General features: G+C 34.4%; 18 protein-coding genes. 5 read left to right on the plus strand and 13 right to left on the minus strand.

Annotated elements, in window-relative coordinates:
• Positions 1-17 precede the first annotated feature (17 nt).
• Positions 18-200 (minus strand): hypothetical protein, encoded by a 183-nt coding sequence (locus tag LO744_RS01550; protein WP_230666699.1) that lies wholly within the window; start codon positions 198-200, stop codon positions 18-20.
• Positions 201-574: 374 nt separating this feature from the next.
• Between LO744_RS01550 and LO744_RS01555 the strand changes: the two genes are divergently transcribed.
• On the plus strand, positions 575-1,450 hold the full coding sequence (locus LO744_RS01555) for a hypothetical protein (RefSeq protein ID WP_230666701.1): 876 nt from the start codon (positions 575-577) through the stop codon (positions 1,448-1,450).
• Positions 1,451-1,480: 30 nt separating this feature from the next.
• Here the strand turns inward: LO744_RS01555 and msrA are convergent, their stop codons facing one another.
• From msrA to LO744_RS01605, 10 genes are all read right to left on the minus strand, one after another.
• Positions 1,481-2,041: a peptide-methionine (S)-S-oxide reductase MsrA gene (gene msrA / locus LO744_RS01560; protein WP_394799520.1), complete on the minus strand. Its 561-nt coding sequence runs from the start codon at positions 2,039-2,041 to the stop codon at positions 1,481-1,483.
• Between the two features lie 383 nt (positions 2,042-2,424).
• Positions 2,425-3,390: an ROK family protein gene (locus tag LO744_RS01565; protein WP_230666705.1), complete on the minus strand. Its 966-nt coding sequence runs from the start codon at positions 3,388-3,390 to the stop codon at positions 2,425-2,427.
• Between the two features lie 81 nt (positions 3,391-3,471).
• The gene (locus tag LO744_RS01570; RefSeq protein ID WP_230666707.1) at positions 3,472-4,680 is read right to left on the minus strand and encodes a PepSY-associated TM helix domain-containing protein; all 1,209 of its coding nucleotides are present in this window, start codon (positions 4,678-4,680) and stop codon (positions 3,472-3,474) included.
• A gap of 45 nt (positions 4,681-4,725) precedes the next feature.
• Entirely contained in the window at positions 4,726-6,843 is a 2,118-nt protein-coding gene (locus LO744_RS01575) for a TonB-dependent receptor (protein ID WP_230666709.1), read from the minus strand.
• Positions 6,840-8,048: a PepSY-associated TM helix domain-containing protein gene (locus LO744_RS01580; protein WP_230666710.1), complete on the minus strand. Its 1,209-nt coding sequence runs from the start codon at positions 8,046-8,048 to the stop codon at positions 6,840-6,842. The genes LO744_RS01575 and LO744_RS01580 overlap by 4 nt, the downstream gene beginning before the upstream one ends.
• A gap of 131 nt (positions 8,049-8,179) precedes the next feature.
• A complete protein-coding gene (locus LO744_RS01585) occupies positions 8,180-10,315 on the minus strand; it encodes a TonB-dependent siderophore receptor (protein ID WP_230666712.1) in 2,136 nt (711 codons plus the stop codon).
• Positions 10,316-10,471: 156 nt separating this feature from the next.
• The gene (secA, locus tag LO744_RS01590; protein ID WP_230666714.1) at positions 10,472-13,546 is read right to left on the minus strand and encodes a preprotein translocase subunit SecA; all 3,075 of its coding nucleotides are present in this window, start codon (positions 13,544-13,546) and stop codon (positions 10,472-10,474) included.
• 117 nt (positions 13,547-13,663) lie between these two features.
• On the minus strand, positions 13,664-13,885 hold the full coding sequence (locus tag LO744_RS01595; protein ID WP_027382805.1) for a DUF2795 domain-containing protein: 222 nt from the start codon (positions 13,883-13,885) through the stop codon (positions 13,664-13,666).
• A gap of 139 nt (positions 13,886-14,024) precedes the next feature.
• On the minus strand, positions 14,025-15,047 hold the full coding sequence (locus tag LO744_RS01600; protein ID WP_230666716.1) for a GDP-mannose 4,6-dehydratase: 1,023 nt from the start codon (positions 15,045-15,047) through the stop codon (positions 14,025-14,027).
• An 89-nt stretch (positions 15,048-15,136) separates the two neighbouring features.
• Positions 15,137-15,952 (minus strand): T9SS type A sorting domain-containing protein, encoded by an 816-nt coding sequence (locus LO744_RS01605; protein ID WP_230666718.1) that lies wholly within the window; start codon positions 15,950-15,952, stop codon positions 15,137-15,139.
• Positions 15,953-16,052: 100 nt separating this feature from the next.
• Between LO744_RS01605 and LO744_RS01610 the strand changes: the two genes are divergently transcribed.
• Positions 16,053-16,850, plus strand: a complete 798-nt coding sequence (locus LO744_RS01610) for a DUF2797 domain-containing protein (protein ID WP_230666720.1) — start codon at positions 16,053-16,055, stop codon at positions 16,848-16,850.
• A gap of 23 nt (positions 16,851-16,873) precedes the next feature.
• Complete coding sequence (locus tag LO744_RS01615) at positions 16,874-19,573, plus strand: AsmA family protein (protein ID WP_230666722.1); 2,700 nt, start codon at positions 16,874-16,876, stop codon at positions 19,571-19,573.
• 32 nt (positions 19,574-19,605) lie between these two features.
• Here the strand turns inward: LO744_RS01615 and LO744_RS01620 are convergent, their stop codons facing one another.
• Positions 19,606-19,950, minus strand: a complete 345-nt coding sequence (locus tag LO744_RS01620; RefSeq protein WP_230666724.1) for a hypothetical protein — start codon at positions 19,948-19,950, stop codon at positions 19,606-19,608.
• Between the two features lie 162 nt (positions 19,951-20,112).
• Between LO744_RS01620 and LO744_RS01625 the strand changes: the two genes are divergently transcribed.
• Positions 20,113-20,304, plus strand: coding sequence for a hypothetical protein (locus tag LO744_RS01625; protein ID WP_230666726.1), 192 nt, complete (start codon positions 20,113-20,115; stop codon positions 20,302-20,304).
• A gap of 133 nt (positions 20,305-20,437) precedes the next feature.
• Positions 20,438-21,481, plus strand: coding sequence for a PA0069 family radical SAM protein (locus tag LO744_RS01630; RefSeq protein WP_230666728.1), 1,044 nt, complete (start codon positions 20,438-20,440; stop codon positions 21,479-21,481).
• 53 nt (positions 21,482-21,534) lie between these two features.
• On the opposite strand, the gene LO744_RS01635 is transcribed toward LO744_RS01630, so the two are convergent.
• Entirely contained in the window at positions 21,535-23,184 is a 1,650-nt protein-coding gene (locus tag LO744_RS01635; protein WP_230666730.1) for a DNA repair protein RecN, read from the minus strand.
• Positions 23,185-23,238 lie beyond the last annotated feature (54 nt).

Consider the following 23,238-nt stretch of genomic DNA (forward strand, 5'->3'; position numbering starts at 1 on the left):
CTCTTATAAAAATTAAGTTATAATGGTGGTTTTTGACCACTTCCTCCACTTGTATCTCCTGGATCAGTTCCGGTTCCCGGATCAAATCCGGTTCCTCCTGAGTTTTGTACCGTTATCGGATCTTGGTTGTTATTATTGCAGTTTGTTGTATTTCCGTTTGAAAAAGCTAATCCCAGTAGCATCAATATAAGTTGTAACATTGTTGTAAAAATTTAAAATTTTGCATAAGTGTTCTTCCTTGCGAAACAGATCACAAGCAGTGGAACACGATTAAAAAATTGAAGCGCTTCTAAATTTTTGGGAAGTAAACCTTCAAAAACGGAAGAGAAACATCTGCTTCCCAACCCGGAGTTTTCTTCCGTTTTATCAGGTGATATTAGAAATCAGTTTTGTAGATTTGTTTTTGTAATTGTTTGTTTGTCACTGATTTCTGAGGCAAAGATGAGGCAAAGAACAGAGCTAGGGTTAGAAAGTTTTTGGAAAGTTTTTGGAAATTTTTTATGCTTTGATATACGGGAAACCGTAATGCTATTTTGTAAAAACTGCTTATTTTTTCACCATAATAACCATGAGTATGTCAAAATTTTTACTTGAAAAAAAGAAACTAATTGAAGATGTATATGAAAAAGCCGCAAAAGAGACTACAGAAACGTCTTTCAGTGGGATTTTGCTACATCTTGAGCAAGTTTTAAAAGATGATTTTGAATCATTGAGTTACAAAAGTTTTGAAAATTATTACAAAGCTTTGGTAGAGAATGGTGAAGATTATAAAATTAAACCTTCAATTTTAGATAATTTGAGCAACTATTTAGGATTTGATAGCTTTAATGATTATTGCTCTGGCTGGAAAAGTTTTGAATACAAGATACATCAGGCATTATCAAACTTGGTGATAACTGTTATAAACAAACCAATCATTAAGATGCCCGAATTTCTTACCAAACAAAGTAATTTAGGGATTTTGGGAGTACTTTTAGTAGGTGGTTTTTTTGCAGGAAATAAAATTGTAAATAATCAGCCTGTAATTATTTCTAAAGAAAGTGAAACCGCAAATATTTCTAAAGAAAATGCTCAGATTTTAGGAATTGTTCATATTCCGGTTAAAATGGAAAGTACTTTGTCTCAACAGTCACCAAGTATGTCTGTAAAGCAACAAAACTGTATGTATTGGGATGACAAAGAATATAAACTAGCCTACTGTGATGATAAAAACCCACAGATAGAATTGAAGCCGATAAATGAGACTCTCGTAGCATACTTCCAGAGAATTACTAGAAAAGATACTTTAACGGTAGACAATGCGTATGGAAAAGTTTGGTACTCTAAGCATAAAGGAAATGTTGAGTTTTTTACGAGCGATGGAGTAGATCCGAATAATGGAAGAGAATTAAGAAAAGCAACAGAATATATCATCGATAAATATGGCGGAATACAAGAAGAAGCGCAATAAAAAAAGCGAAGAAAAATCTCCGCTTTAATCTTATAGTAAATCTGTTTCCAGCATTCCTAATTCTCCGAAATATTTTTTGAACTTCTGAATTTTTGGCCCTACCACTGCGCTGCAATAAGGCTGTGTCGGGTTTTCATTATAATATCCCTGATGGTATTGTTCTGCTGGCCAGAATTTTTCAAAAGGTGTTAATTCTGTAACGTAAGCTCCTTGCCATCTTTCTGATTCCTGAGAGGTTTTAATCGCTTCTTCAGCCTTTGCTTTTTCAGCCTCGTCTTTATAATAAATGACTGAGCGATACTGAGTTCCGATGTCATTTCCTTGTCTGTTCAATTGAGTCGGGTCGTGAAGGAAGAAAAATACATCCATTAATTGTTCGTAAGAAATAATTGCAGGATCATACGTAATCTGCACCACTTCAGCATGACCGGTTTCTCCTGTACAAATTTCTTCATAAGTAGGATTTGCCTTATGGCCACCAGAATAGCCTGAAACTGCAGATTCTACGCCTTTTAAAATATTAAAACAGCTTTCTACACACCAAAAGCATCCGCCACCAAAAGTGATCTGCTGTAGATTATTTTTATCCATTTTTAAGTTGATTGTTTTGTTTAAATGTTCTTTTTTTGAAACTTTAATAAGCCTGAAAAAGGAAATCAAAATTATGAAAAAGTTTCTCATTTAAATAAGGTTTTAGTTTTTAAGAATAAATGATAACAATAGATTTCACAAATCATCAGTAAGAAATCTGGATGTGTTTTTTTACCGCAAAGCTTAATTTGAAAGTATCATTAAATAAGCCAGGAAAAACCACTGAATCTATTTGCCACGAATGCACGAATATTTTAAGTAGATTAAGAAAACAGTCGTGCATTCGTGGCTAAAAATATTTTCAGAGGAATTAAAAAATCTGTGGGAACTAGAAACAAAAAAAGCACCCAAAAGGATGCTCAATATTTTAAATTTAATTCAGATTATTTTTCCCAAACCAAAGCACTTGCACCAAGAATGGCTGCATCTGCTTCATCCAGTTCACTGAAAACCAATCTTACTTTGCTTCTGAAAATAGGAAGTAGATTTCTTTCCATATGAAGTTTGGCAGGTTTTAAAATGAAATCTCCAGCTTTTATTACTCCACCGAATAATAAAATCGCTTCAGGAGAAGAAAACATGACAAAGTTGGCCAAAGCCTCACCCAATTTCTGACCGGTATATCTGAAAACCTCAACCGCAACAGGGTCTTCTTTTAATGCACATTCGTGCACGGTTTTAGAATTGATAGACTCTTCCGGGTATTGATTAAGCATAGAATCCGGGAATTCTGCTCTCATTTTTTTTGCGGTAATGGCAATTCCTGTCGCCGAAGCATAAGCTTCTAAGCTTCCTTCAGAACCTGTGCTCCAGTGTTTTCTACCACCTGGCTTTACAATGGTGTGTCCCAATTCTCCTGCAAAACCGTCGTGACCGTAAATTAAATTTCCGCCAGAAACGATTCCGCTTCCTACACCTGTTCCCAGAGTAATCATGATAAAATCTTTCATCCCTCTTGCAGCACCGTACATCATTTCACCTAAAGCTGCTGCATTGGCATCGTTGGTCATTTTGCAAGGGCTATTAAATTTTGCAGTCATTAAGTCGGCAAAATTGATAATCCCTCTCCAAGGAAGATTGGGAGCGAGTTCTATTGTTCCTCTGTAATAGTTTGCGTTGGGAGCTCCCACACCGATACCTTCAATTCCACCTTCACAATGTTCATCAATCAATGGCTGAATCTGCTCGTGAAGAGCATCAACAAATTCTTCTGGTGTACCGTATTGGTCTGTTGGCAAAGAGCCTTTGGTTAAAATCTGACCTCTGTGATTGACGAGACCAAACTTAGTATTGGTTCCACCGATATCGATACCTAATGCAACCTGTTTTGACAAATCTACTACTGACATTTTCTTATTGTATAATTTCGAGGCAATAAATTTATAAAAAAGATTGTATTAATAGTTATTAAACCTAATTTATTTGAAAACTCAGATTGCTTTTTTTGCCTTTTTTCTTCTTCCCCACCAGATTAAAAATCCGGTTACAGGAAGTGAAGCACAAATTAAACTTACAATAAATGCAATGATTTTGGTTGGAAGCCCCAAAATAGATCCTACGTGAATATCATAATTGGCGGCAACCGTTTTTTCACCAAAGTTTTTGTCTTCGTGATTGTAAGTATGTAAAAGTTCACCCGTATTTTCATCAAAAATCAAACTACTGTTTTTGTGATAAGAATAAGAAAGGTGTTTTACAAAAACGGAGAAATTAGGATGCTCATGATCATCCATATGTGGATGCCCCAAATCGATTGCAAATCCGTAAGAGTCTGGATATTTTGCTTGAGTGGTAGAAATAACTTTATCTAAAGTAGTTTCGTTTCTAAGTTCTATCGGAGCTTTGGTTGTGATGTGCGAAAAGTCTGGATACACTGTATTTCCTCCGGAAAAAACAAAATAAATCATCATCTGAACAACAAGGAAGGCATAAAACAAACCGGTAATCGAAAAGATTAAAGCAAAAATAGAGGCGTAAAAGCCTAAGATATTATGAAGGTCGTAATTCTTCCTTTTCCAGCTTTTTATATTTTTCCATTTGAATGAAAAACGTTGTTTTCTTGCGGCTTTATTTTTTGGCCACCACAAAATAATCCCAGAAATCAACATAATGATGAAGATAATCACGGGAATTCCGACAACATATTTTCCCCAGTCTTGTTTTAATAAAAAGCTCCAGTGAATAGATTTTACGATTTGAAAGAAGCCCATTTTTTCGTCATAAACCTTTAAAACTTTTCCGGTGTAAGGGTTTACATATGCAGATTTGTAGATAGGAAATTCATCAAAATAATTCCAGGCTTCAGTGTTGTGCTCATACCACCAGAACTGGTAAGACATTTTTTTGTCTATCGGTACATTGACCCAATGAATTTTGTATTTTTCTTTCATCTGCTCATCTACCATTTTTTCTAAAACACGAATCGGCAGAATCTGTTTTTGTGCAATATTTTGCTCGTTGTGATAGATAACATCTTGACGGGTAAAATTTTCAACCTCATCTTTGAATACAAACAAAGTTCCGGTGATGGAAACAATAAATATAATCAGACCGATAGACAAACCAAACCACAAATGCAGTTTACCTGTCCATTTTTTGAAAAGACTCGGTTTCTTTTTAGGGTGGTGTTTTTTCTTCATAGAAAATTACAATGTGTAAATTTAAAATACGTTTATTCAAATCAATTAAAATCTATATTCGACCATGAAGGTTCCTCTCATTCCCAAAGCATTTACAAATTCAGAATCTCTGGCATTCCACCATGCAATTGCAGGCTGATAAGTAGTATTGAATAGGTTTTCTATTCCTAAAGAAAGCTTCCAGTTTTTATCGATCTCGTAATTTGATTTAAAATTAATAATCGTGTATTCCGGAACTCTTCCTTCGCCATAAGCATACAGACCTGTTTTTGAGTTAGGGCTGAATCTGTCTTGCTCAAAAGAATGAAGCATATCAAGACCTAAAGAAAGAGATTGGGTAGGTTTTACCTGAACATAGGCCAAAACTTTTGGTGCCGCAATTCTGCTGTTGTTTACTTTTGCAGAGTAATCACCATCGTCTTTAAGCGAAGTAATCCCTTCTAACCAGCTATAACTTCCACCGAAGTTGATCCATCTTGCAGGTGTAAAATGTAAGAATCCTTCAACACCATACACCACTTCAGGAGACCTTTGAATCGTAAAAGCTCTGTCTGCACCTTGTACAAAAGACGCTCCCAATTTTGAGGTACTTACGTAAGATGTTACTTCATAATTTAACCAATTCGAAATCTGTCCGGTAGCGCCAAATTCATAATTGTTTACAATAATTGGTTTGGCTTCTATTTGGGCTAGACTGCTTTGTGTAGAGGTTCTTAAAATTCTTCCAATCTCGTTGATAGAGTAAGATTGAGAGAAGCTTCCGAAAAGGTTGATTTGATTGTTAATATTATAACGAAGACCAATATTCCCAACCAAGGCATTGTATTTTAAATCTCCTCCGGTTACAAAAATACTTTTAGTGAAGGTTCCGTCACTTTTTACTGAAGAAAGTGTGTTGAAATCTCCTACATTTACTGTCATATTTTCGTATCTCAAGCCTCCTTTTATCGTTAATTTTTTCAGTAAATCAATTTTTAATAAAAGGAAAGGTGCGGTATTGATCATATCCATATCCGGTGTCCAGTATCTTCCGTCTTCAAGCTTTTGTACGGTTTTATCGTTGAGTAAATCCAGACCATAGATTACTTCAGCCTGAGAATTTGTGGCAGACCAAAGTTGGGTATCAAAATTGATTCTGGCGCCCATTTTTTTAGAAATAATATTCGATTGTCCGCCTCCGAAAAAGGTATCGCTATACCCGTAAACTGTTCTGAAATCCTGCATATAAGCATTAACATTCAATGCAGTAGAACCCCAAAAAAGATTTTTGTTGTCGTAGTTTATTCTGTAATTATGATTTCGCGGAGTTCCTTGCGGAGTAGTTTCTAAGCTTTTACCTTCACCTTCACCGATGGTTGGTGTAACGCCGTATTTTCCGGTTTTTATACCTAAATTTAAATCAGATTTTGAGGCATAACCCATGTAAGAAACTTCAATTCTTTGGTCATCATTAATATCATAACCCAATTTCAGCAATGCATTGTAATTATTCATTTGTGCTGTGCTGTAAGTGGGGCTTAGCAATACGCCATCACCATCTTTTGCATCACCGGTTCTTTCATACGCCAAAGAAGCTACATAATCGAATTTTTTGATTTTACCAGATAAAAGCTGGTTTGCTCTGAAGCCTAAAGTTCCACCGTAAGGCTGCCCGGTAATACCGACCTGAGAAATTCCCGATATTTTTTTATCTGTTTTATTTCTTTTAGTGATATAATTGATGATACCACCATCAGCACCATTTCCGTAGATTGATGAGGCTCCTTTTATAACTTCAATTCTTTCTATTGCCGAAGGATCGATAGATTTGATGTCTCTTGCACCGTTTCTAAGCGGAGTAGATTGAGGAATACCGTCTATAAGTACCAAAACCTGTCGACCTCTCAAGGTTTGCCCCGAATTAGAAGTCTGCCCAGAGCTTGGTCCTAAACTTGGTACGGTATATTGTAGGATATTAGAAATGTCTGAATTAACAGTCAATTGCGACTGAATCTGTTTTTCGCTAACAATTGTAATAGAGCTAGGTATTTCTTTGATGCTTTCCTTTTTTCGGGAAGCTGTAAGTACCACTTCATCTACATTTTTTACTTTTAAACTGTCTTTTTCCTGTGCAAAAACAGCGATTGTGCTAAGGCAAGCTACTGATAAAAGAGCCTTTTTCATAATGTTTTCTTTCCTTGTTTTTTACGTTTTCCCCACCATACCAAAAAACCGGTTATCGGTAATGAAGTGCAAATTAATCCTGTGATAAACCATAAGATTTTGCCGAAAATCCCGAAATATGATCCTACATGAATGTCATAATTGGCATTGGCGTATTTCTCAGCATTCGTTAGTTTCTGATGAGGTTTGTTCAATAATAGTTTTCCCGAATATTTATCGTAGAAAAGTTGGTTTCTTTCGCTATATCTGCCGTCTTGACCATATACAGTAACCGGAATGTTTTCCAGCTCTTTTCCTTTTTTGTTTTTTCCGTTTAATGGAATTCTGAAACTTGAAGACTGGCTGTATACTTTTTGAGTTTGAAGAATCGTAAGATCAAAAACCGAGTTGTTTTTTGTTAAAAGTGAATCTGGTGATTGTATAGCCTTTTCTTTTGGAAGTTCTAAGCTACCTGATAATGCAAAATTAAATGAGTTTTTCAGCCAAGGGTAAGCAAAATATAATCCCGAAAGGCTTAATAATAAAGCAATAAACGAAGCATAAAATCCTAACACATTGTGAAGGTCATAATTTTTGCGTTTCCAGGTTTTTACATTTTTCCAGTCGAATGAAAAACGACCTTTCCGCATTTTTTTGTTTTTTGGCCACCAAAGAATAATCCCTGTAATAAGCATGATGATAAACAAAACAACCGGAATTCCGACCACATATTTCCCCCAATCTGATTTTAAAAGTAAACTCCAGTGGATTGACTTCAAGATAGGGAAGAGGTCATATTTTTCGTTATAAATTCCTAAAATAGTACCGTTGTACTGATTAACATAGATGAGTTTATTGATTTTTACTTCATCAAAATAATTCCACGCCTTTTTGTCTTTCTCGTAAAAAGTAAATTTGTAAGATTTGTTTTTATCTAAAGGTATTTCAACTGCGCTTACCGGATATTTTTCATTGAGTTCCAAAGAAATTTTTTCTTTTAAAACTTCAATAGAAAGAGGTTTTTTATTTTCCGTTTCTGCTTTTACATAAATGGCTTCTTTTCTAAACTGATTCTGAATTTCATCTTTAAAAACATACATCGTTCCCGATAATGAAACAATGAAAACAATGAGGCCTACAGATAAGCCAAACCATAAGTGTAATTTGGCTGCCCATTTTTTATAGACACTCGGTTTCTTTTTATGATGATGATGCTTTTTTTTCATGAAATTTTTAAGAATGCGTAAATATAAGTCTTTCTGTTTTTATTTAGATTGATTCTATTTAATGCTGATTTTATCTAAATAAATCTGCCAAACTTCACTTGTAGTTTGGCAGTATTTTATGCAATTTTAAATTAGAACTTGTAGTTTAAGCTTAGAGATAAAGTTCTCAATCTCTGAGGGGTTACTGTAGACCATCCAGAGAAATATTTTTTATTAGCAATATTATCTAGTTTAAGAATGATGCTGTATCTTTCTTCTGTGTATGAAAGTGAAGAATTCATGATGATATAACTTGGAAGTGGGAATGCTCCCGCATTACCCCTGTTAAGGGTATAAAATCTACTTGCCGAATTCCCTCCGAAACCGATACCGAAGTTTTTCAGAGAACCGTCTTGTATTTTATATGTTCCCCAGAAGTTGATGAGATTTTTGGGCCCTGCATCTTCTGTTCTGTGACCAGGATATCCTTCTTCTCCTTTTACAACATTACTATCATTATAACTGTATCCTGCGATAATATTCATTCCCGGAATTGGGCTACCCAAAATACTCACTTCGAAACCTTTGCTGTCAACTTCACCTCCTTGGTTAACATTGGTGCCATTACCCATCACTTTATTTTTTACATTAATGCTGTAATAACTTGCTGTAATAGAGAATTTATCACCTGCTAAGTTGGCTTTTGTTCCCACTTCCCACTGATTGGCATGCTCAGGTTCAAAATAACGAAGCTCGTTGCTCAAAACATTTCCAAGATTATCAGTTATCTGTACCGGAGAAGGATCAACATTTTTAAATCCATTCATATAATTTCCGAAAATCGATACTTTGTCTGGAATAGGCTGATAAACCAAGCCTAATTTAGGTGAGAAAGTTGTTTTGTCTTTAGAGTCTTCAGTGGCATATGCACTTGCTCTTCCTGTAAAATGGTCCATTCTTAAACTTAACATTGCTGATAGGTTGGGTAAGATGTTTACCACATCAGAAATATAAGCACTGTATATTTTTGCTTCTGCATGACCTATTTCTTGTCCTGCTCCAGCTAATGCATTGTCAACGGCAGATTTGGTTAAAAACTTATCTTTAGTATCACTTTGGGCAACGATATTTACGGTACCATAGTCAATCCAGCCAGTTCCTCCTTGAATAAAATCTCTTTGGAAATAATCTAAACCTACGAGTAGTTTATTTTTAACATTTCCTAAGTTGAAAGTGCCTACGAAATTTTGCTGAATGCCTGTTGTATTGGTTTCACCTCCTACATCAGAAATGAATCTTGTGAAATCTTTCCCGTTAGATTGATCCCATAGGTATTGATAATATCCGTCAGTTTTTGAATTACTTCTTGAGAAAATGGTTTTTGATGTCCATTTATCAGATATTTTATAGTTGGCAGAGGCTTGTAGATTAAAGGTTGTATTATTAATCGTTAAATCATCACTGGTATAAGATTTTTTATAATTTTCTTTAAAAACTCCGATTGAATAAAAAGTTAGCGGATTATATCTATTTAAGAAAAGCATTGGTGCATTAGCAGACTCGCTTTTTTTGATTTCCGTGTTTACATAAAAAGTAAGCTTATCGTTAGCAATAAATTTAATAGAAGGAGCTACATAAAAAGATTCGCTAAAACCTGCATCTTGAAAAGTATTTTGTTTTTGATAAGCAGCATTTACTCTTGCAAATAAGTTTTTACTAAGCGGTGTATTTACATCGGCTGTCACTCTGTTTAGACCATAACTTCCGTTAATATAATTTACTTCACCTCCAAAATGATGATATGGTTTTTTGGTGATTACATTAATCAATCCACCATAAGAAATTACACTTCCTCCATATAATGTTCCAGATGGGCCTTTGATGGCTTCAATGGTTTCAGTTCCGGCAAGATCTAGTGTTCCGTTTGTGAGAGAAGGCATTCCGTTAGTTAAACTTGGCTGTAACGAAAAGCCTCTCATGGTATAATATTCTCCACCGTCATTTCCTCTTCCTGTAGATTCCCAAAGTCTGGCAATCCCAGTGACGTTTTTTAAAGCATCATTAAAGTTGGTAACAACCTGCTCTTTAATTACATTCTTATTGACAATATTATAAACCTGGGGATTTTCAATTTCCTTTAAAGGCATTTTGTTTACCGACTCTCTATCTCGAGTAATGTATCCTTGTACAATGACTTCATCGATTTTATTAGTTTTAACGGTATCTTTTTCTTGTGCAAAAATAAATACAGTTGATAATAATGAAGCTGAGATTAATAATTTATTCATTGTAATACCTAAATTTTCTGCAAATATATTCTTTTTAATTATTCTAAATAAAAGAATGAATTAATATTTATCATATTTTTTAATAAGTATTATTCTATAAATAACAAAAACCCACTTCAAATGAGGTGGGTTTTTGTGAAATCTATAATTTGTCTCTTATGCGGGAATTTCTCCTCTGTATAAGAATGAAATAATTTCTTTATTCATCTTGTCTACCATTTCGCTGAAAAGGTGGAAAGATTCTTGTTTGTAAATTACCAATGGATCTTTTTGTTCGTAAACAGCTCCTTGAGAAGATTTTCTCAAATCGTCCATTTCACGAAGGTGAAGTTTCCAGTTTTCATCAATGATTGATAAAGTGATATTCTTTTCAAAATCATTAATCAGGCTGTCACATTGTGAATCGTAAGCTTCTTTTAAATCGGTAACGATTGTTAACGTTTTTACACCATCGGTGAAAGGAACCTGAATCATTTTAAACATAGAACCTTGATTTTGATATACATTCTCAATAATTGGGAACGATTTTTCTTTCAACAAGTTCAGTTTCATATTATAATCATCCTGAGCTGCTTTGAATAGAATATTGGTAAGTTCCGGAATTTGTTTTGATTTAAAATCATTTTCAGAAACCGGAGATTCCATCGTGAAGTTTTTAATGATTTCAAATTCAAAATCTTTGTAGTTTCCTGTTGCTTTAGCTTTGGTTACAATAGAATTTGAAACATCAAAAATCATATTCGTAATGTCATACTTCAAGTGATCTCCGAACAATGCGTTCTTTCTTCTTTTGTAGATTACGTCACGCTGCTTATTCATTACATCATCGTATTCCAAAAGTCTTTTTCTTGTTCCGAAGTTGTTTTCTTCTACTTTTTTCTGAGCTCTTTCGATAGATTTAGAAATCATAGAATGCTGAATTACTTCCCCATCTTTATGACCCATTCTGTCCATCATTTTAGCGATTCTTTCAGAACCGAATAAACGCATCAAGTTGTCTTCCAAAGAAACGTAAAACTGCGAACTTCCAGGGTCTCCCTGACGTCCCGCTCTACCTCTCAACTGTCTGTCAACACGTCTAGAGTCGTGTCTTTCTGTTCCGATAATTGCTAAACCTCCCGCTTCTTTTACTTCTTTAGAAAGCTTAATGTCGGTACCACGACCTGCCATGTTGGTTGCAATAGTTACAACGCCTGGCTGACCGGCTCCGGCAACGATTTCTGCTTCTTTTTTGTGAAGTTTTGCATTCAACACCTGGTGTGGAATTTTTCTTAACTGAAGCGCTTTTGAAAGTAATTGTGAAATTTCAACAGAAGTTGTACCCACCAATACCGGTCTTCCCGCTGAGGTTAGTCTTTCAATTTCTTCAATTACAGCGTTATATTTTTCTCTGTTGGTTTTGAAAACCAAATCTTGTTTGTCATCTCTTTGAATCGGACGGTTGGTAGGAATTACCACTACGTCTAATTTATAAATCTGCCAAAGTTCTCCAGCTTCAGTTTCTGCTGTACCCGTCATCCCCGCAAGTTTGTTGTACATACGGAAATAGTTCTGAAGAGTAACCGTTGCAAAAGTCTGCGTTGCCGCCTCAATTTTTACGTTTTCTTTCGCTTCAATTGCCTGGTGTAAACCGTCAGAATAACGACGACCTTCCATAATACGGCCAGTTTGCTCATCCACGATTTTTACCTCTCCATCGATTACCACATACTCGTCATCTTTTTCAAATAAGGTATAGGCTTTCAATAATTGGCTCATAGTGTGAACGCGCTCAGACTTTTCAGCAAATTCAGCAAATAATCTTTCTTTCGCTTCAAATTCTTCTTCTTTAGATAAATTTTTAGCTTCTACTTCTGCAATTTCAGTTCCGATATCTGGAAGAACGAAAAAGTTAGCATCAGAGTTTCCTTGAGACATGTAGTCTACACCTTTGTCTGTAAGGTCAACCTGATTGTTCTTTTCTTCAATTACGAAGTATAAATCTTTATCTACAATCGGCATCTCACGGTTGTTGTCAGCCATGTATTGAGCTTCTGTTTTTTGAAGCAATGCACGGTTTCCACTTTCCGATAAGAATTTAATTAATTGTCTGTTTTTTGGCAAACCTCTGTAAGCCTGAAGTAATTTGAATCCTCCTTCTTTAGTGTTTCCTGCAGCGATTAATTTTTTAGCTTCATTAAAAATAGCAGAAACAGTTTTTTTCTGTACTTCAACAATTCTATCAATAGAAGGCTTTAAAATATCAAATTCTTGTCTGTCTCCTTGAGGAACAGGTCCCGAAATGATTAATGGTGTTCTTGCATCATCTACCAATACAGAGTCTACCTCATCCACAATCGCGAAGTTTAGTTCTCTCTGTACCAATTCTGTAGGCGAAGTTACCATGTTGTCTCTCAGGTAATCGAAACCAAATTCGTTGTTGGTTCCATAAGTAACATCTGAGTTGTATGCTTTTCTTCTTCCGTCAGAATTCGGTTGGTGATTATCAATACAGTCGATAGACATTCCGTGGAATTGGTACAATGGTCCCATCCAAGCCGAGTCTCTTTTCGCAAGATAGTCATTCACCGTTACTACGTGAACACCTCTTTCAGGAAGTGCATTTAAGTAAATAGGAAGTGTTCCTACCAAAGTTTTACCTTCACCGGTTGCCATCTCAGCAATTTTTCCGCTGTGAAGAATTACACCACCAATAAACTGCGTATCGTAATGCACCATATCCCAAACTACGGGCGTTCCGGCTGCATTCCATGAGTTTTTCCAAACTGCCTGATTTCCTTGTATTTCAACAAAATCTTTTCCAGCAGCGGCTAATTGCTTATCCCAATCTGTTGCGGTTACACGAATTTCTCCGTTTTGAGCCCATCTTCTTGATGTTTCTTTAATCAAGGCGAAAGCTTCCGGAAGAACTTGCAAAAGAACTTTTTCTTCAATTTCGTAAGAATCTTTTTTCAAAGCTTCTATTTTAGAAAAAAGCGCTTCTTTCTCATCAACATTGGTAGCGTTTTTTATTTGCTCTTTAATTTGTTCTATCTGCGCTGTGATACTGCTTGTCGCTTCTTTAATTTTTGATTTAAATTCAGCGGTTTTATCTCTCAAACCATCATCAGATAATTCTCCAACGCTTGGCTCAACAGCTTTGATTTTTGTTACAACTTTTTTTACTTCCTTTAGGTCCTGCGCTTTTTTGTCTCCCAAAAACCCTTTAAGAACTTTATTTAAAAAACTCATAGAATTTGATTTAAGCTCAAAGCTTATTGCTTTAAGCATATTAAAATTACACGCTTTGGTGTGTGTTATATATTTAAAAAAGCTTTAAGTATACTACCTAAAGCTCAATGCTTTTCATTAATATTCGTCTTCGTTCCAAAGATAATCTTCATCTGTTGGATAGTCGCTCCATATTTCGTCGATAGCATCATAAATCTCTCCTTCATCTTCAATTGCCTGAAGGTTTTCTACCACTTCCATTGGTGCACCAGTTCTGATTGCGTAATCAATCAATTCGGCCTTTGTCATCGGCCAAGGTGCGTCGCTTAAATATGAAGCTAATTCTAATGTCCAGTACATAATTTATTATTTTTTGCAAAAGTATAAAAATAGGTTATATTATAAACTTTTTTTATGACTTGATTTTCAATTCTTTTGTTAATTTTTATCTATATTTTACTACAAATGCCTGTATACTTGCAATCGCAGTAGATTGATGTCATTTTCTCAAAAACCATTCCACAAATTTTTTTGTGCCATTTTGGAAGTTGGTGGTAGGGTTGTAACCGATTAAATTTCGTGCCTTGGTAATATCTGCGCTGGTTTTTTGCACATCACCGGGCTGTAATGGCAGTATTTTTCTAATGGCAGTTTTATTAAGATTTTTTTCAATTTCTGACAGCATTTCCGATAACGTGACAACTTCGTTTTCTCCTAAGTTGATGATTTCATAGATTCCTGAGCTTTTCTCAAGATAAACCACTGATTTTAATATCCCGTCAATAATGTCATCTATATAAGTATAGTCTCTGGCTGTGTTTCCGTCACCATAGAAAGGGATTTCATTATTTTCTGAAATGAGTTTTGTGAATTTGTGAATCGCCAAATCAGGTCTTTGTCTAGGCCCGTACACTGTAAAAAATCTCAGCTGAATCATGTCTATTCCATAGAGACTGTGGTAAACATGCCCTAATATTTCACCGCATTTTTTTGTTGCTGCATATGGCGAAATAGGTTGGTCTACATTATCGGTTTCACAAAAAGGAATTTTTTCATTGTTTCCATAGACGCTTGAAGATGAGGCGCAAATGAGTTTTTTGATGCTAAATTGGTTGCACAGCTCCCAAAGATTCATCGTGCCACGTATATTGACTTCTTCGTACTCTAAAGGTCTTTCAATAGACGGTCTCACGCCAGCAAGAGCGGCTAAGTGTATGATTACATCAATTTTATGATTTTGAAATATATTTTCTAATCCTTTTTTATCTCTGATATCCTGAAAATATAAAGTGTAATATTCTGATGTTGAAATGGAAATTAGATGTTGAATATCGTTTTCTTTTTCAGAAAATTCAAAATCAAGGTTTTTTTCAAGAGAATCTAAAGTATTTTTAATTTTTATCTTATAATCGTAAAAATTATCAAAATTGTCAATGTTTATGACAGAATGTCCTTCTTTCAATAATTTTTCTATCAAATGAGAACCAATAAATCCACTTCCTCCTGTTACGAGATAAATCATTTGTTAAATTTGTTTTACAAATATATCTATAAACTAAAAAGAATCTCAGCTTTTGCTTGAGATTCTTTTTTTTAACTATAAATTTTTTATTACTTGATGATTATTTTTTGGGATACAGAAGCTCCGCCTTCTTCAATATTTAGAATATAAATTCCTTTTGACAAGTTAGAAACGTTTATTTCGCGTGTAATAATCTTGTTTATCATTAATCTTCCTGTTTGGTCGAAGATTTTTACGTTTTTATCAGCGTTTTTAGTGGAAGTAATGAAGATTTTGCCTTCAGTAACAGAAGTAGGATAAATATTAAATTCTTTTTTGATGTTTTCGCGAATTGCCAGACTGGTAGCGGTTCCCGTAAGCTTTATATCGTCAACCCTGAAGCCTGCATTAGAATCTAAAACATTAGTTATTCTTATTCTCAAATTAGCTGTTGCTGGGATTGTTCCGGCGGGGCTTATTAAAACCCAATTAGATGTTGCTGTTCCGGTGGGTCTTGTATAAGTTAGCGGTGTCCAAGTTGTACCATCTGCGCTTACCTCAATTGTAAGTTCGTTGTTTGCAGCGTTTGTGCTTTTATAGTGACCAAGTGTCATGGCAATACCCGTGTAGTTTGTGGTATTAATTCCTTCTACGATTAATGTTTTTACAGGGTTTCCTGAAAGTGTCGTTACATTTCCTAGATATCCACAACCATTTCCGCTTGCTCCGGTATACCCCTCTGATGGAGCAGATGTTCTTACATCAGCAGTACCAGAATAAACAATAGGGCTGCTGTTTTGAAATCCCGAATAAGCTGTTAACAAAGTGGTTGCTGTAGGATTTCCAAAGTTTTCTGAATAAATCGTGGCTTGTGCAAAAAGCAAAGATGTCAGTAAAATCGACAAAAAAGAGTACATTTTTTTCATTGTGTGTTTTTTTTTTTTATTAGTAGTTAAAGTACGAAATTGTTTTTAAATACCTGAAAAAAGTTTACATTTATATCTTTAACAAATAAATTTTTTTGAAATGTACTTTTCCGGACAAATATTGAAAATGACAACCCATGATGCGCAACCGATACAATATTATCTCAATCTTTCAGGAGATCTTATCCATATGAATGAATTGCTTGGAAAAGAATTAACGATAAAACATACCGGTTTTCAATGTGTAAATTGTGGATTAAATAAAACGATTTATAGAATGGGTTTCTGTAAAAGCTGCTTTTTCGAAAGTCCTTATGCGAGCGATACCATTATTCGTCCTGAGCTTTCTACAGCCCATTTAGGAATTGGTGAGAGAGATTTAGAAGTAGAAAAACAAATCCAATTGCAGCCACATACCGTATATTTAGCTTACACGGGTGATGTGAAAGTGGGAGTGACGAGAAATACACAAATTCCTACAAGGTGGATTGATCAAGGCGCAACATTTGCTTTACCGATTGCAAGAACAGAAAACCGCTACGAAGCCGGAATGATAGAAGTGGCCTTAAAAGAACATCTTTCAGACAAAACCAACTGGAGAAAAATGCTGCAGGATGATTTTGAAGGGGAGATTGATTTGGTAGATTTTCAGCAGAAAATAAAAGAATATTTTCCTGAGGATTTTCAGAAATTTTACTCTGAAGGTGAAGAGATGTGGAAGTTTGATTACCCGTTTGAGAAACCAGAAAAAGTAACTTCATTCACTTTAGACAAAAAGCCTGAGTTTACAGGTAAATTAATTGGAATTAAAGGACAGTATTTGAGTTTTGAAGGAGGGTATTTTATGAATGTGAGAGGGCATGAAGGATATGTGATTGAGTTGACTGTGAAAAATTAATATAATGTATTAAATATTAAATCATGAAAAAACCTTGGGTTAAAAAGCTTTTAATAGGTCTGGGAATTTTATTTGGAATCGTTTTGATTGCCAATTTCGGACTTAATATATGGCTTAAAACCCAACTTCCTGATTATATCAAAAAAAATACAGAGTACAAAGTTTCTTATCAATCTTTAGATGTTGATCTGGGAACCGGAAATATTTTTGCAACCGGAATAACGGTTAATAATAAAAACCCAAATAATACTGAGGTGATTGGTCTTCAGGGTACTATTGATACACTGAAGATTAGTCGTTTTGGTATTTATGATGCGTTGTTTAATAAGACCATAAGTTCTTCAGATTTACTGCTTTCAAAGCCTAATCTCAATATTATCCTTGCCAAGCCCAAAGATCAGAAAACGGGCAAAAAAACAAATCCAGTAAATTTTGAAAATATCAGAATTAATAAAGGAACAATCACTGTTTTTAAATATACCAAACAGAAATTCGTAGGCGTAAACGAGCTTGATTTGTTTGTTGAAAATCTTCAGATGACAGAAGAATCGGTAGAAAATAAACTTCCGGTTGTTTTTGATCGTTACAGTATTCGAGGTAAAGATTTTTTCTTCCAGCCGGACGATATTTACACCTTGAAAATTGATAATATTACCACAACAAACGGACAAATGTCGGTTGAAAACTTTCAATTAACACCGATTATCACATTTGAACAGTTTAAAAAATTATACCCTCAAAAACCTCAAATGATTCAGTTCAGTATTCCTAAAATGAATTTTAAGGATATTGTTCTGAAAAAAAATAAAGTTTCTCTTGCCAACGCAGACTTCCAAAGTCCTTTTCTGAAAGTGTATAAAACCGGATTTGTGGCATCTAAAAAAACTGAGAAAAAGAGAAATTTTGAGCTCAATTTAGAAGACATAAAATTAAGCAATGCTAAAATTCAAATTGTAAAACCAAACGAAACCGATTTATTTTATGCTGAAGATTTAAGTGTAAATGTCAATAAACTAGAATTTACCAAAGAAAGTTCGCAGGAAGTAATTCCTGTGCTTTATAAAGATTTTAAAATTGCAGGAAAGGGAATTTATTATAATGATCAGCAGGATGTTTCTATAGAGAATTTTAGTTTAAATCCAAAAGGCGGACAAATACGAAATATTGTTGCAAAACCTACCAATTCGCCAAAAATGGCAATGGATTTTAAAACAAATCTCATTCAGTTTGCGATTAACGATTTTAAATTTGTTGATAAAAAATTAAATCTTGATGTAAAAGATGTTTTAATTGACGGTCTCAACGGAAAAATTACTGAAGGAAAAGTGATTGCCAAGAAAAAAACAACCGTTGAAGGAATTCAGTTCCCGATTGTTGTGAGAAAAATTTCACTTAAAAATTCAAATATTACTTACGAAAGCAAAAAGCAACCGTTAACATTTAATGATTTAAATGCAACTGTAAATCAGCTTGAATTGGTTGAAAACAATGCCAAAAACGGGATGGCTGTCAAAGTAAAAGATTATGCTTTAACCACCAAAAACTTTGTTTACAAAACCGAATTCTACAAGATGAATGTTGGCGCTTTAGCTTTAAATAAGAATAAGATTGAAATCAATCAGTTTGCGATGATTCCTTTGGTTTCAAGGGCACAATTTATACGAATGATTCCTGTTGAAAGAGATTTATATGATATTAAAGTGAACCAGATTTCTGCATTGGGAAACTGGGATCTTTTTTCTGAAAACAAATCTATCAATGCGACAAACGTTACCATTAATTCAGCGAATGCCAATATTTTCAGATCTAAAATTCCTGCAGATGACCCTAAAATAAAACCTCTGTATTCGAGAATGTTGAGATCAATTAAAATTCCGATGTATGTTGCCAATCTTCAACTGAAAAATTCTTTGTTGGAATACGAAGAAGACACCCCAAAAAGCGACGGGCCGGGAAAACTGACATTCAGTAATTTTAATATGAATGTTAAAAACCTGAATTCTGCCAAAATGAAAGGGAAACCAACCAACGTACAAATAGACATCAACTGTATGTTTATGAAGTCATCTCCTTTGTCTGTAAATTGGGGATTTAATACAGCAGATCAAAGCGATCATTTTACCATTGCTGGAAACCTCGATAATATTCCTGCAACGGCGCTGAATTCGTTTGTTGTTCCTTATATGAGTATTTCTGCGACAGGCACCATTCAGCAGATGCTTTTTAATTTTAAAGGAAATCCGAAAGGAATTGGCGGAACATTCAATATTAAACACAAAGATCTTAAGATTTCTATTTTAGATAAAAAAAGCAAAGAGAAGAAAAGGCTTTTGAGTGCCGTTGCCAATGTTTTTATCAAATCAGATTCGGGTAAATTTCCGGAATCTGTGGTTGTGGAAGGAGTGGAAAGAGATCCTACAAAATCATTCTTCAATATGTTTTGGAAAGGTGTTGAGGATGGTTTAAAGAAAACGTTGGTCGGAATTAATGTTGACAAAACTAAAAAAACAGTAGAAGGAGCTGTGAAAACGGTGCAAGAGGTGAAGTCTAGTGTAAAAGAGGTGAAAAAATCGGTACGGCAAGCCAAGAAAGACGTCTCCAAAGAAATGAGCACATCAAAAAGTAATGTTTCTGAGCAGAAAAATGATCCTGAAAAGCCAAAAGAAAAAAAGGGTTTGTTTAAAAAAGTATTTAAGAAAAAAGAAACTCCCGAAACTGAATGATTTCGAGAGTTTGTATATAAGATTAGTTTGATTTAATATTCATCACTTTCATGAACCGGAATATCTCGTAAAAAAGTATCAAATTCTTCTCCGGAATAATTGCTTTCGGCACCGTAAGAATCAATAATAATTCCTAAATTCTTGTGATTGTCCTGCAAAACATACAAAGCAACATTGTCATCAGGGTTGCTGTCACCTTCAAAACGATAGGTTTTCAGAATAGACAACTCTTCAGGAAGGTAGTTTTTTTCAGAATTATCATATTTCATTTGGCATTGATCATTCATTCTAAATTCTTTGTGAATTCCCCTTTTTCTCAAGGTTTCCATGACCTGACTCAGGGTCGACATTTGATCATTGTTTTCTGAATTTTCCATAATAATATTTTTATTTGTTACTACAATTATTAAACCATACTTAAGGGGGGAAATTTTAATTCAGTTTTAACAAAATACATCAATAGATTAACGAAAATTGTTATGATTCAAATATAAAAAGGTACACTATTTGATATCTTACAATTCAAAATCGTAAAAAACATGAAAAAAGAAGTAGGAGTTTTACTGGCGGGAGGAGTCGGTCTTTTGGCAGTATTAAGTTTTATAAGCGTAAAGAAGATTTTAGGTAAAAAACATAAAAAGTACAACGAATACTATTCAGATCATCACAGACATTTTGATAAAAAAAATCATGATGATGATCATGGTATTGAGTTCTACGCCCTTAAGTAAGAAGTAATAAATAGATATAAATTTTTTCAAAATCCGGCATCCAATTTTTTTTGGTGTTGGATTTTTTTTGTGGAAAAATTGAGTGTTAAAATTGAGTGTTTTTAATCGAAAGGTTTATAATTTTACGTGATTAATGCAAAACGAAAATATCATAAAAGGTCAAGGTGCTCAGCGAAATGTAATCAACCGTTTCGACAGATTTACTTTTGAGCCTGAAGATGAAGATTTCGAAACCATTAAAACTTCTTTTACCGAAGTTTTTCCAAAAACCATTGTCAATCAGGTGAAAAGCCAAGATTTACCGATGGAATATTCTATGAATCCTTACCAAGGTTGTGAGCATGGTTGTTCTTATTGTTTTGCACGACCAACACACGAATATTGGGGTTTCAGCGCCGGAATTGATTTCGAAAGAAAGATTATGGTGAAGAAAAATGCTCCCGAATTATTAGAAAAATTTTTCAAAAAAAGAGGCTACAAACCAGAACCCATTTTAATGTCGGGAAACACCGATTGTTATCAACCTGCCGAAAGACAATTTGAAATTACCAGACAATTATTGCAGATTTGTCTTGATTACAGACATCCTGTAAATATTCTTACAAAAAATGCGTTAGTGCTTCGAGACTTGGATATTTTAAAACCAATGGCTGAGCAAAATTTAGTTTCTGTGTCGCTGAGTATTCCGACAATGAATGAAGATTTGCGCAGAAAAATGGAGCCTCGAACTAGTTCGACAAACAATAAACTGAAAGCGATAGAATTACTTTCTGAAAATAATATCCCTGTTAATGTTATGGTTGCGCCAATTATTCCGGGGTTGAATAGCGATGAGCCTTTAAGTATTTTAAAATCTATTTCAGATGCTGGGGCTCAGAGTTTTGGCTATACTTTGGTCAGGCTTAATGATACGGTAGAGCCTGTTTTTGTAAAATGGATTGAAACTCAGTTTCCGGATAGAGCCCAGAAGGTTTTAAACTTAATCCGTTCTATGCGTGGTGGAAATCTAGGTGACAAAAGCTATTTTGAAAGACAGAAAGGCAGCGGAAATATTGCAGAGATGATTCACAATACGTTCAAAATCGGAAGAAAAAAGTTTTTTGATGGGAAAGAATTTCCTAAACTTTCTACAGAAGGATTTACAGGAACGAAAGAACAACAATTGAGATTGTTTTGAGAATAAAAAAGACCTCTAAAAAAGAAGTCTTTGTATTTTATGGTAAGAATCTATTATCCAATTAATTCTTTTGCCTGTGTTAATGCGGCTTCGGTGATTTTACTTCCGGAAAGGAGCTGTGCAATTTCATTCAGTTTTTCTTCGTCGTTTAGAGGAATAATCGTTGACTGGGTTTTTCCGTTAACGTCCTGTTTTACAACTTTATAATTGTCATTACCTTTTGCGGCAACCTGTGCTAAATGAGAAATAACAATCAATTGCATGTCTTCAGACATTTCACGCATTAGATTTCCGATTTCTTCGGCTACTTTTCCTGAAACTCCGGTGTCGATTTCGTCTAAAATTAAAGTGGGAAGCTCGTCACTTTCAGCAATAATCTTTTTCACAGCGAGCATTACACGAGATCTTTCACCTCCCGAAATAGCAGTTTGAATAGGTTTTAATGGAAATCCTGAATTTGCTTGAAATAAAAGCTGAATGTTTTCTTTCCCAAACTGATTGTATTCGGCAGCTTCGCTGATTTCAATATCAACTTTAGCTTTTTCAAGTCCAAGTTTTTTAAATAAATCTTCTGCTTTTTTAATGAATACGGGGACGCTTTTCTTTCTGTTTTTTGAAAGTTTTTGGCTTAAAGCTTCCAGAGATTTTTCTTTTTTAGAAATGTTTTCAAGGATTTGTACAATGTAAGCTTCAATTTCTACCGTTCCTTTTTGTTCACCCGAAAGCTGATTTCTGATTTCTTTTAAATCTTCAATATCAGTAACATTGTGTTTAAGGAAAAGACTGTTTATTTTATTATTAAATTCTAAAAGCTGTGCTAGCGTTTCAGGATTGATTTCAATATTTTCGGCTTCATCTTCAAGTTCTGCAATGATATCCTTAATTTCTACAAAAGATGTTTCAAATCTCTCGTTAAGTTCTGCGAAATTGGTTGAAACTTCTGATATTTTCGAAAGTTTAGATTTTGCATCATTAAAAAAGGAGAAAATTCCTATTTCTTCCTGATGAAATCTCGACAAAAGCTGAGCTAGGTTTTCTGAAATCATTCCTGCATTTTCCTGCATAGAAAGCTGGTTCTGTAAATCTTCATAGTTTACATCATCCATTTTCAGGTCTTCAAGCTCATTCAAAAGAAATTGCTTATAATCACTTTCTTTCGTGCTTTCTGAAAGTTGAGTTTGAAATTTTTTTAGCTGAGTTTTTAAATTTTGGAACTCAGAAAAATCCTGCTGATAATTCTCAATCAGGTTTTTGTTATCAGAAAGTCCATCGATGATTTTAAACTGATATTCTGAAGTGAAAAGATTAGAGGTTTCAAACTGAGAATGAATATCGATTAGCTGAGAAGTCAGTTCTTTCAAAATATCCAAAGTCACCGGAACATCATTGATAAATGCCCTTGATTTTCCTGAAGGTAAAATTTCACGTCTGATAATGGTCTGATGCTCGTAATCGAGGTCATTTTCGATAAAGAATTTTTTAAACTGATTATTCAGTTCAAACTCTGTCTCAACGATGCTTTTATCTTCTGTTTTTGAAATTGATTTGATATCTGCTCTTTCTCCCAAAATCAACCTGAGGGCACCTAGAATAATCGATTTACCTGCGCCAGTTTCACCGGTAATTACCTGTAAACCATTTTTTAAAGACACATCGAGAGCATCAATAAGAGCAAAGTTTTTAATGTAAATTCTTGAAAGCATAGGTCAAAAGCAGATTACGTTTGTTACTGCAAATATAAAATTTAGAAGTCAGAA

The organism is Chryseobacterium turcicum (assembly GCF_021010565.1).
In the GTDB taxonomy this organism is placed as follows: domain Bacteria; phylum Bacteroidota; class Bacteroidia; order Flavobacteriales; family Weeksellaceae; genus Chryseobacterium; species Chryseobacterium turcicum.

Excerpts from the sequence above, each read along its gene's own strand:
- LO744_RS01550 (WP_230666699.1), bottom strand. The coding sequence starts at position 200 with ATGTTACAACTTATATTGATGCTACTGGGATTAGCTTTTTCAAACGGA.
- LO744_RS01555 (WP_230666701.1), top strand. The coding sequence starts at position 575 with ATGTCAAAATTTTTACTTGAAAAAAAGAAACTAATTGAAGATGTATAT.
- msrA (WP_394799520.1), bottom strand. The coding sequence starts at position 2,041 with ATGGATAAAAATAATCTACAGCAGATCACTTTTGGTGGCGGATGCTTT.
- LO744_RS01565 (WP_230666705.1), bottom strand. The coding sequence starts at position 3,390 with ATGTCAGTAGTAGATTTGTCAAAACAGGTTGCATTAGGTATCGATATC.
- LO744_RS01570 (WP_230666707.1), bottom strand. The coding sequence starts at position 4,680 with ATGAAGAAAAAACACCACCCTAAAAAGAAACCGAGTCTTTTCAAAAAA.
- LO744_RS01575 (WP_230666709.1), bottom strand. The coding sequence starts at position 6,843 with ATGAAAAAGGCTCTTTTATCAGTAGCTTGCCTTAGCACAATCGCTGTT.
- LO744_RS01580 (WP_230666710.1), bottom strand. The coding sequence starts at position 8,048 with ATGAAAAAAAAGCATCATCATCATAAAAAGAAACCGAGTGTCTATAAA.
- LO744_RS01585 (WP_230666712.1), bottom strand. The coding sequence starts at position 10,315 with ATGAATAAATTATTAATCTCAGCTTCATTATTATCAACTGTATTTATT.
- secA (WP_230666714.1), bottom strand. The coding sequence starts at position 13,546 with ATGAGTTTTTTAAATAAAGTTCTTAAAGGGTTTTTGGGAGACAAAAAA.
- LO744_RS01595 (WP_027382805.1), bottom strand. The coding sequence starts at position 13,885 with ATGTACTGGACATTAGAATTAGCTTCATATTTAAGCGACGCACCTTGG.
- LO744_RS01600 (WP_230666716.1), bottom strand. The coding sequence starts at position 15,047 with ATGATTTATCTCGTAACAGGAGGAAGTGGATTTATTGGTTCTCATTTG.
- LO744_RS01605 (WP_230666718.1), bottom strand. The coding sequence starts at position 15,952 with ATGAAAAAAATGTACTCTTTTTTGTCGATTTTACTGACATCTTTGCTT.
- LO744_RS01610 (WP_230666720.1), top strand. The coding sequence starts at position 16,053 with ATGTACTTTTCCGGACAAATATTGAAAATGACAACCCATGATGCGCAA.
- LO744_RS01615 (WP_230666722.1), top strand. The coding sequence starts at position 16,874 with ATGAAAAAACCTTGGGTTAAAAAGCTTTTAATAGGTCTGGGAATTTTA.
- LO744_RS01620 (WP_230666724.1), bottom strand. The coding sequence starts at position 19,950 with ATGGAAAATTCAGAAAACAATGATCAAATGTCGACCCTGAGTCAGGTC.
- LO744_RS01625 (WP_230666726.1), top strand. The coding sequence starts at position 20,113 with ATGAAAAAAGAAGTAGGAGTTTTACTGGCGGGAGGAGTCGGTCTTTTG.
- LO744_RS01630 (WP_230666728.1), top strand. The coding sequence starts at position 20,438 with ATGCAAAACGAAAATATCATAAAAGGTCAAGGTGCTCAGCGAAATGTA.
- LO744_RS01635 (WP_230666730.1), bottom strand. The coding sequence starts at position 23,184 with ATGCTTTCAAGAATTTACATTAAAAACTTTGCTCTTATTGATGCTCTC.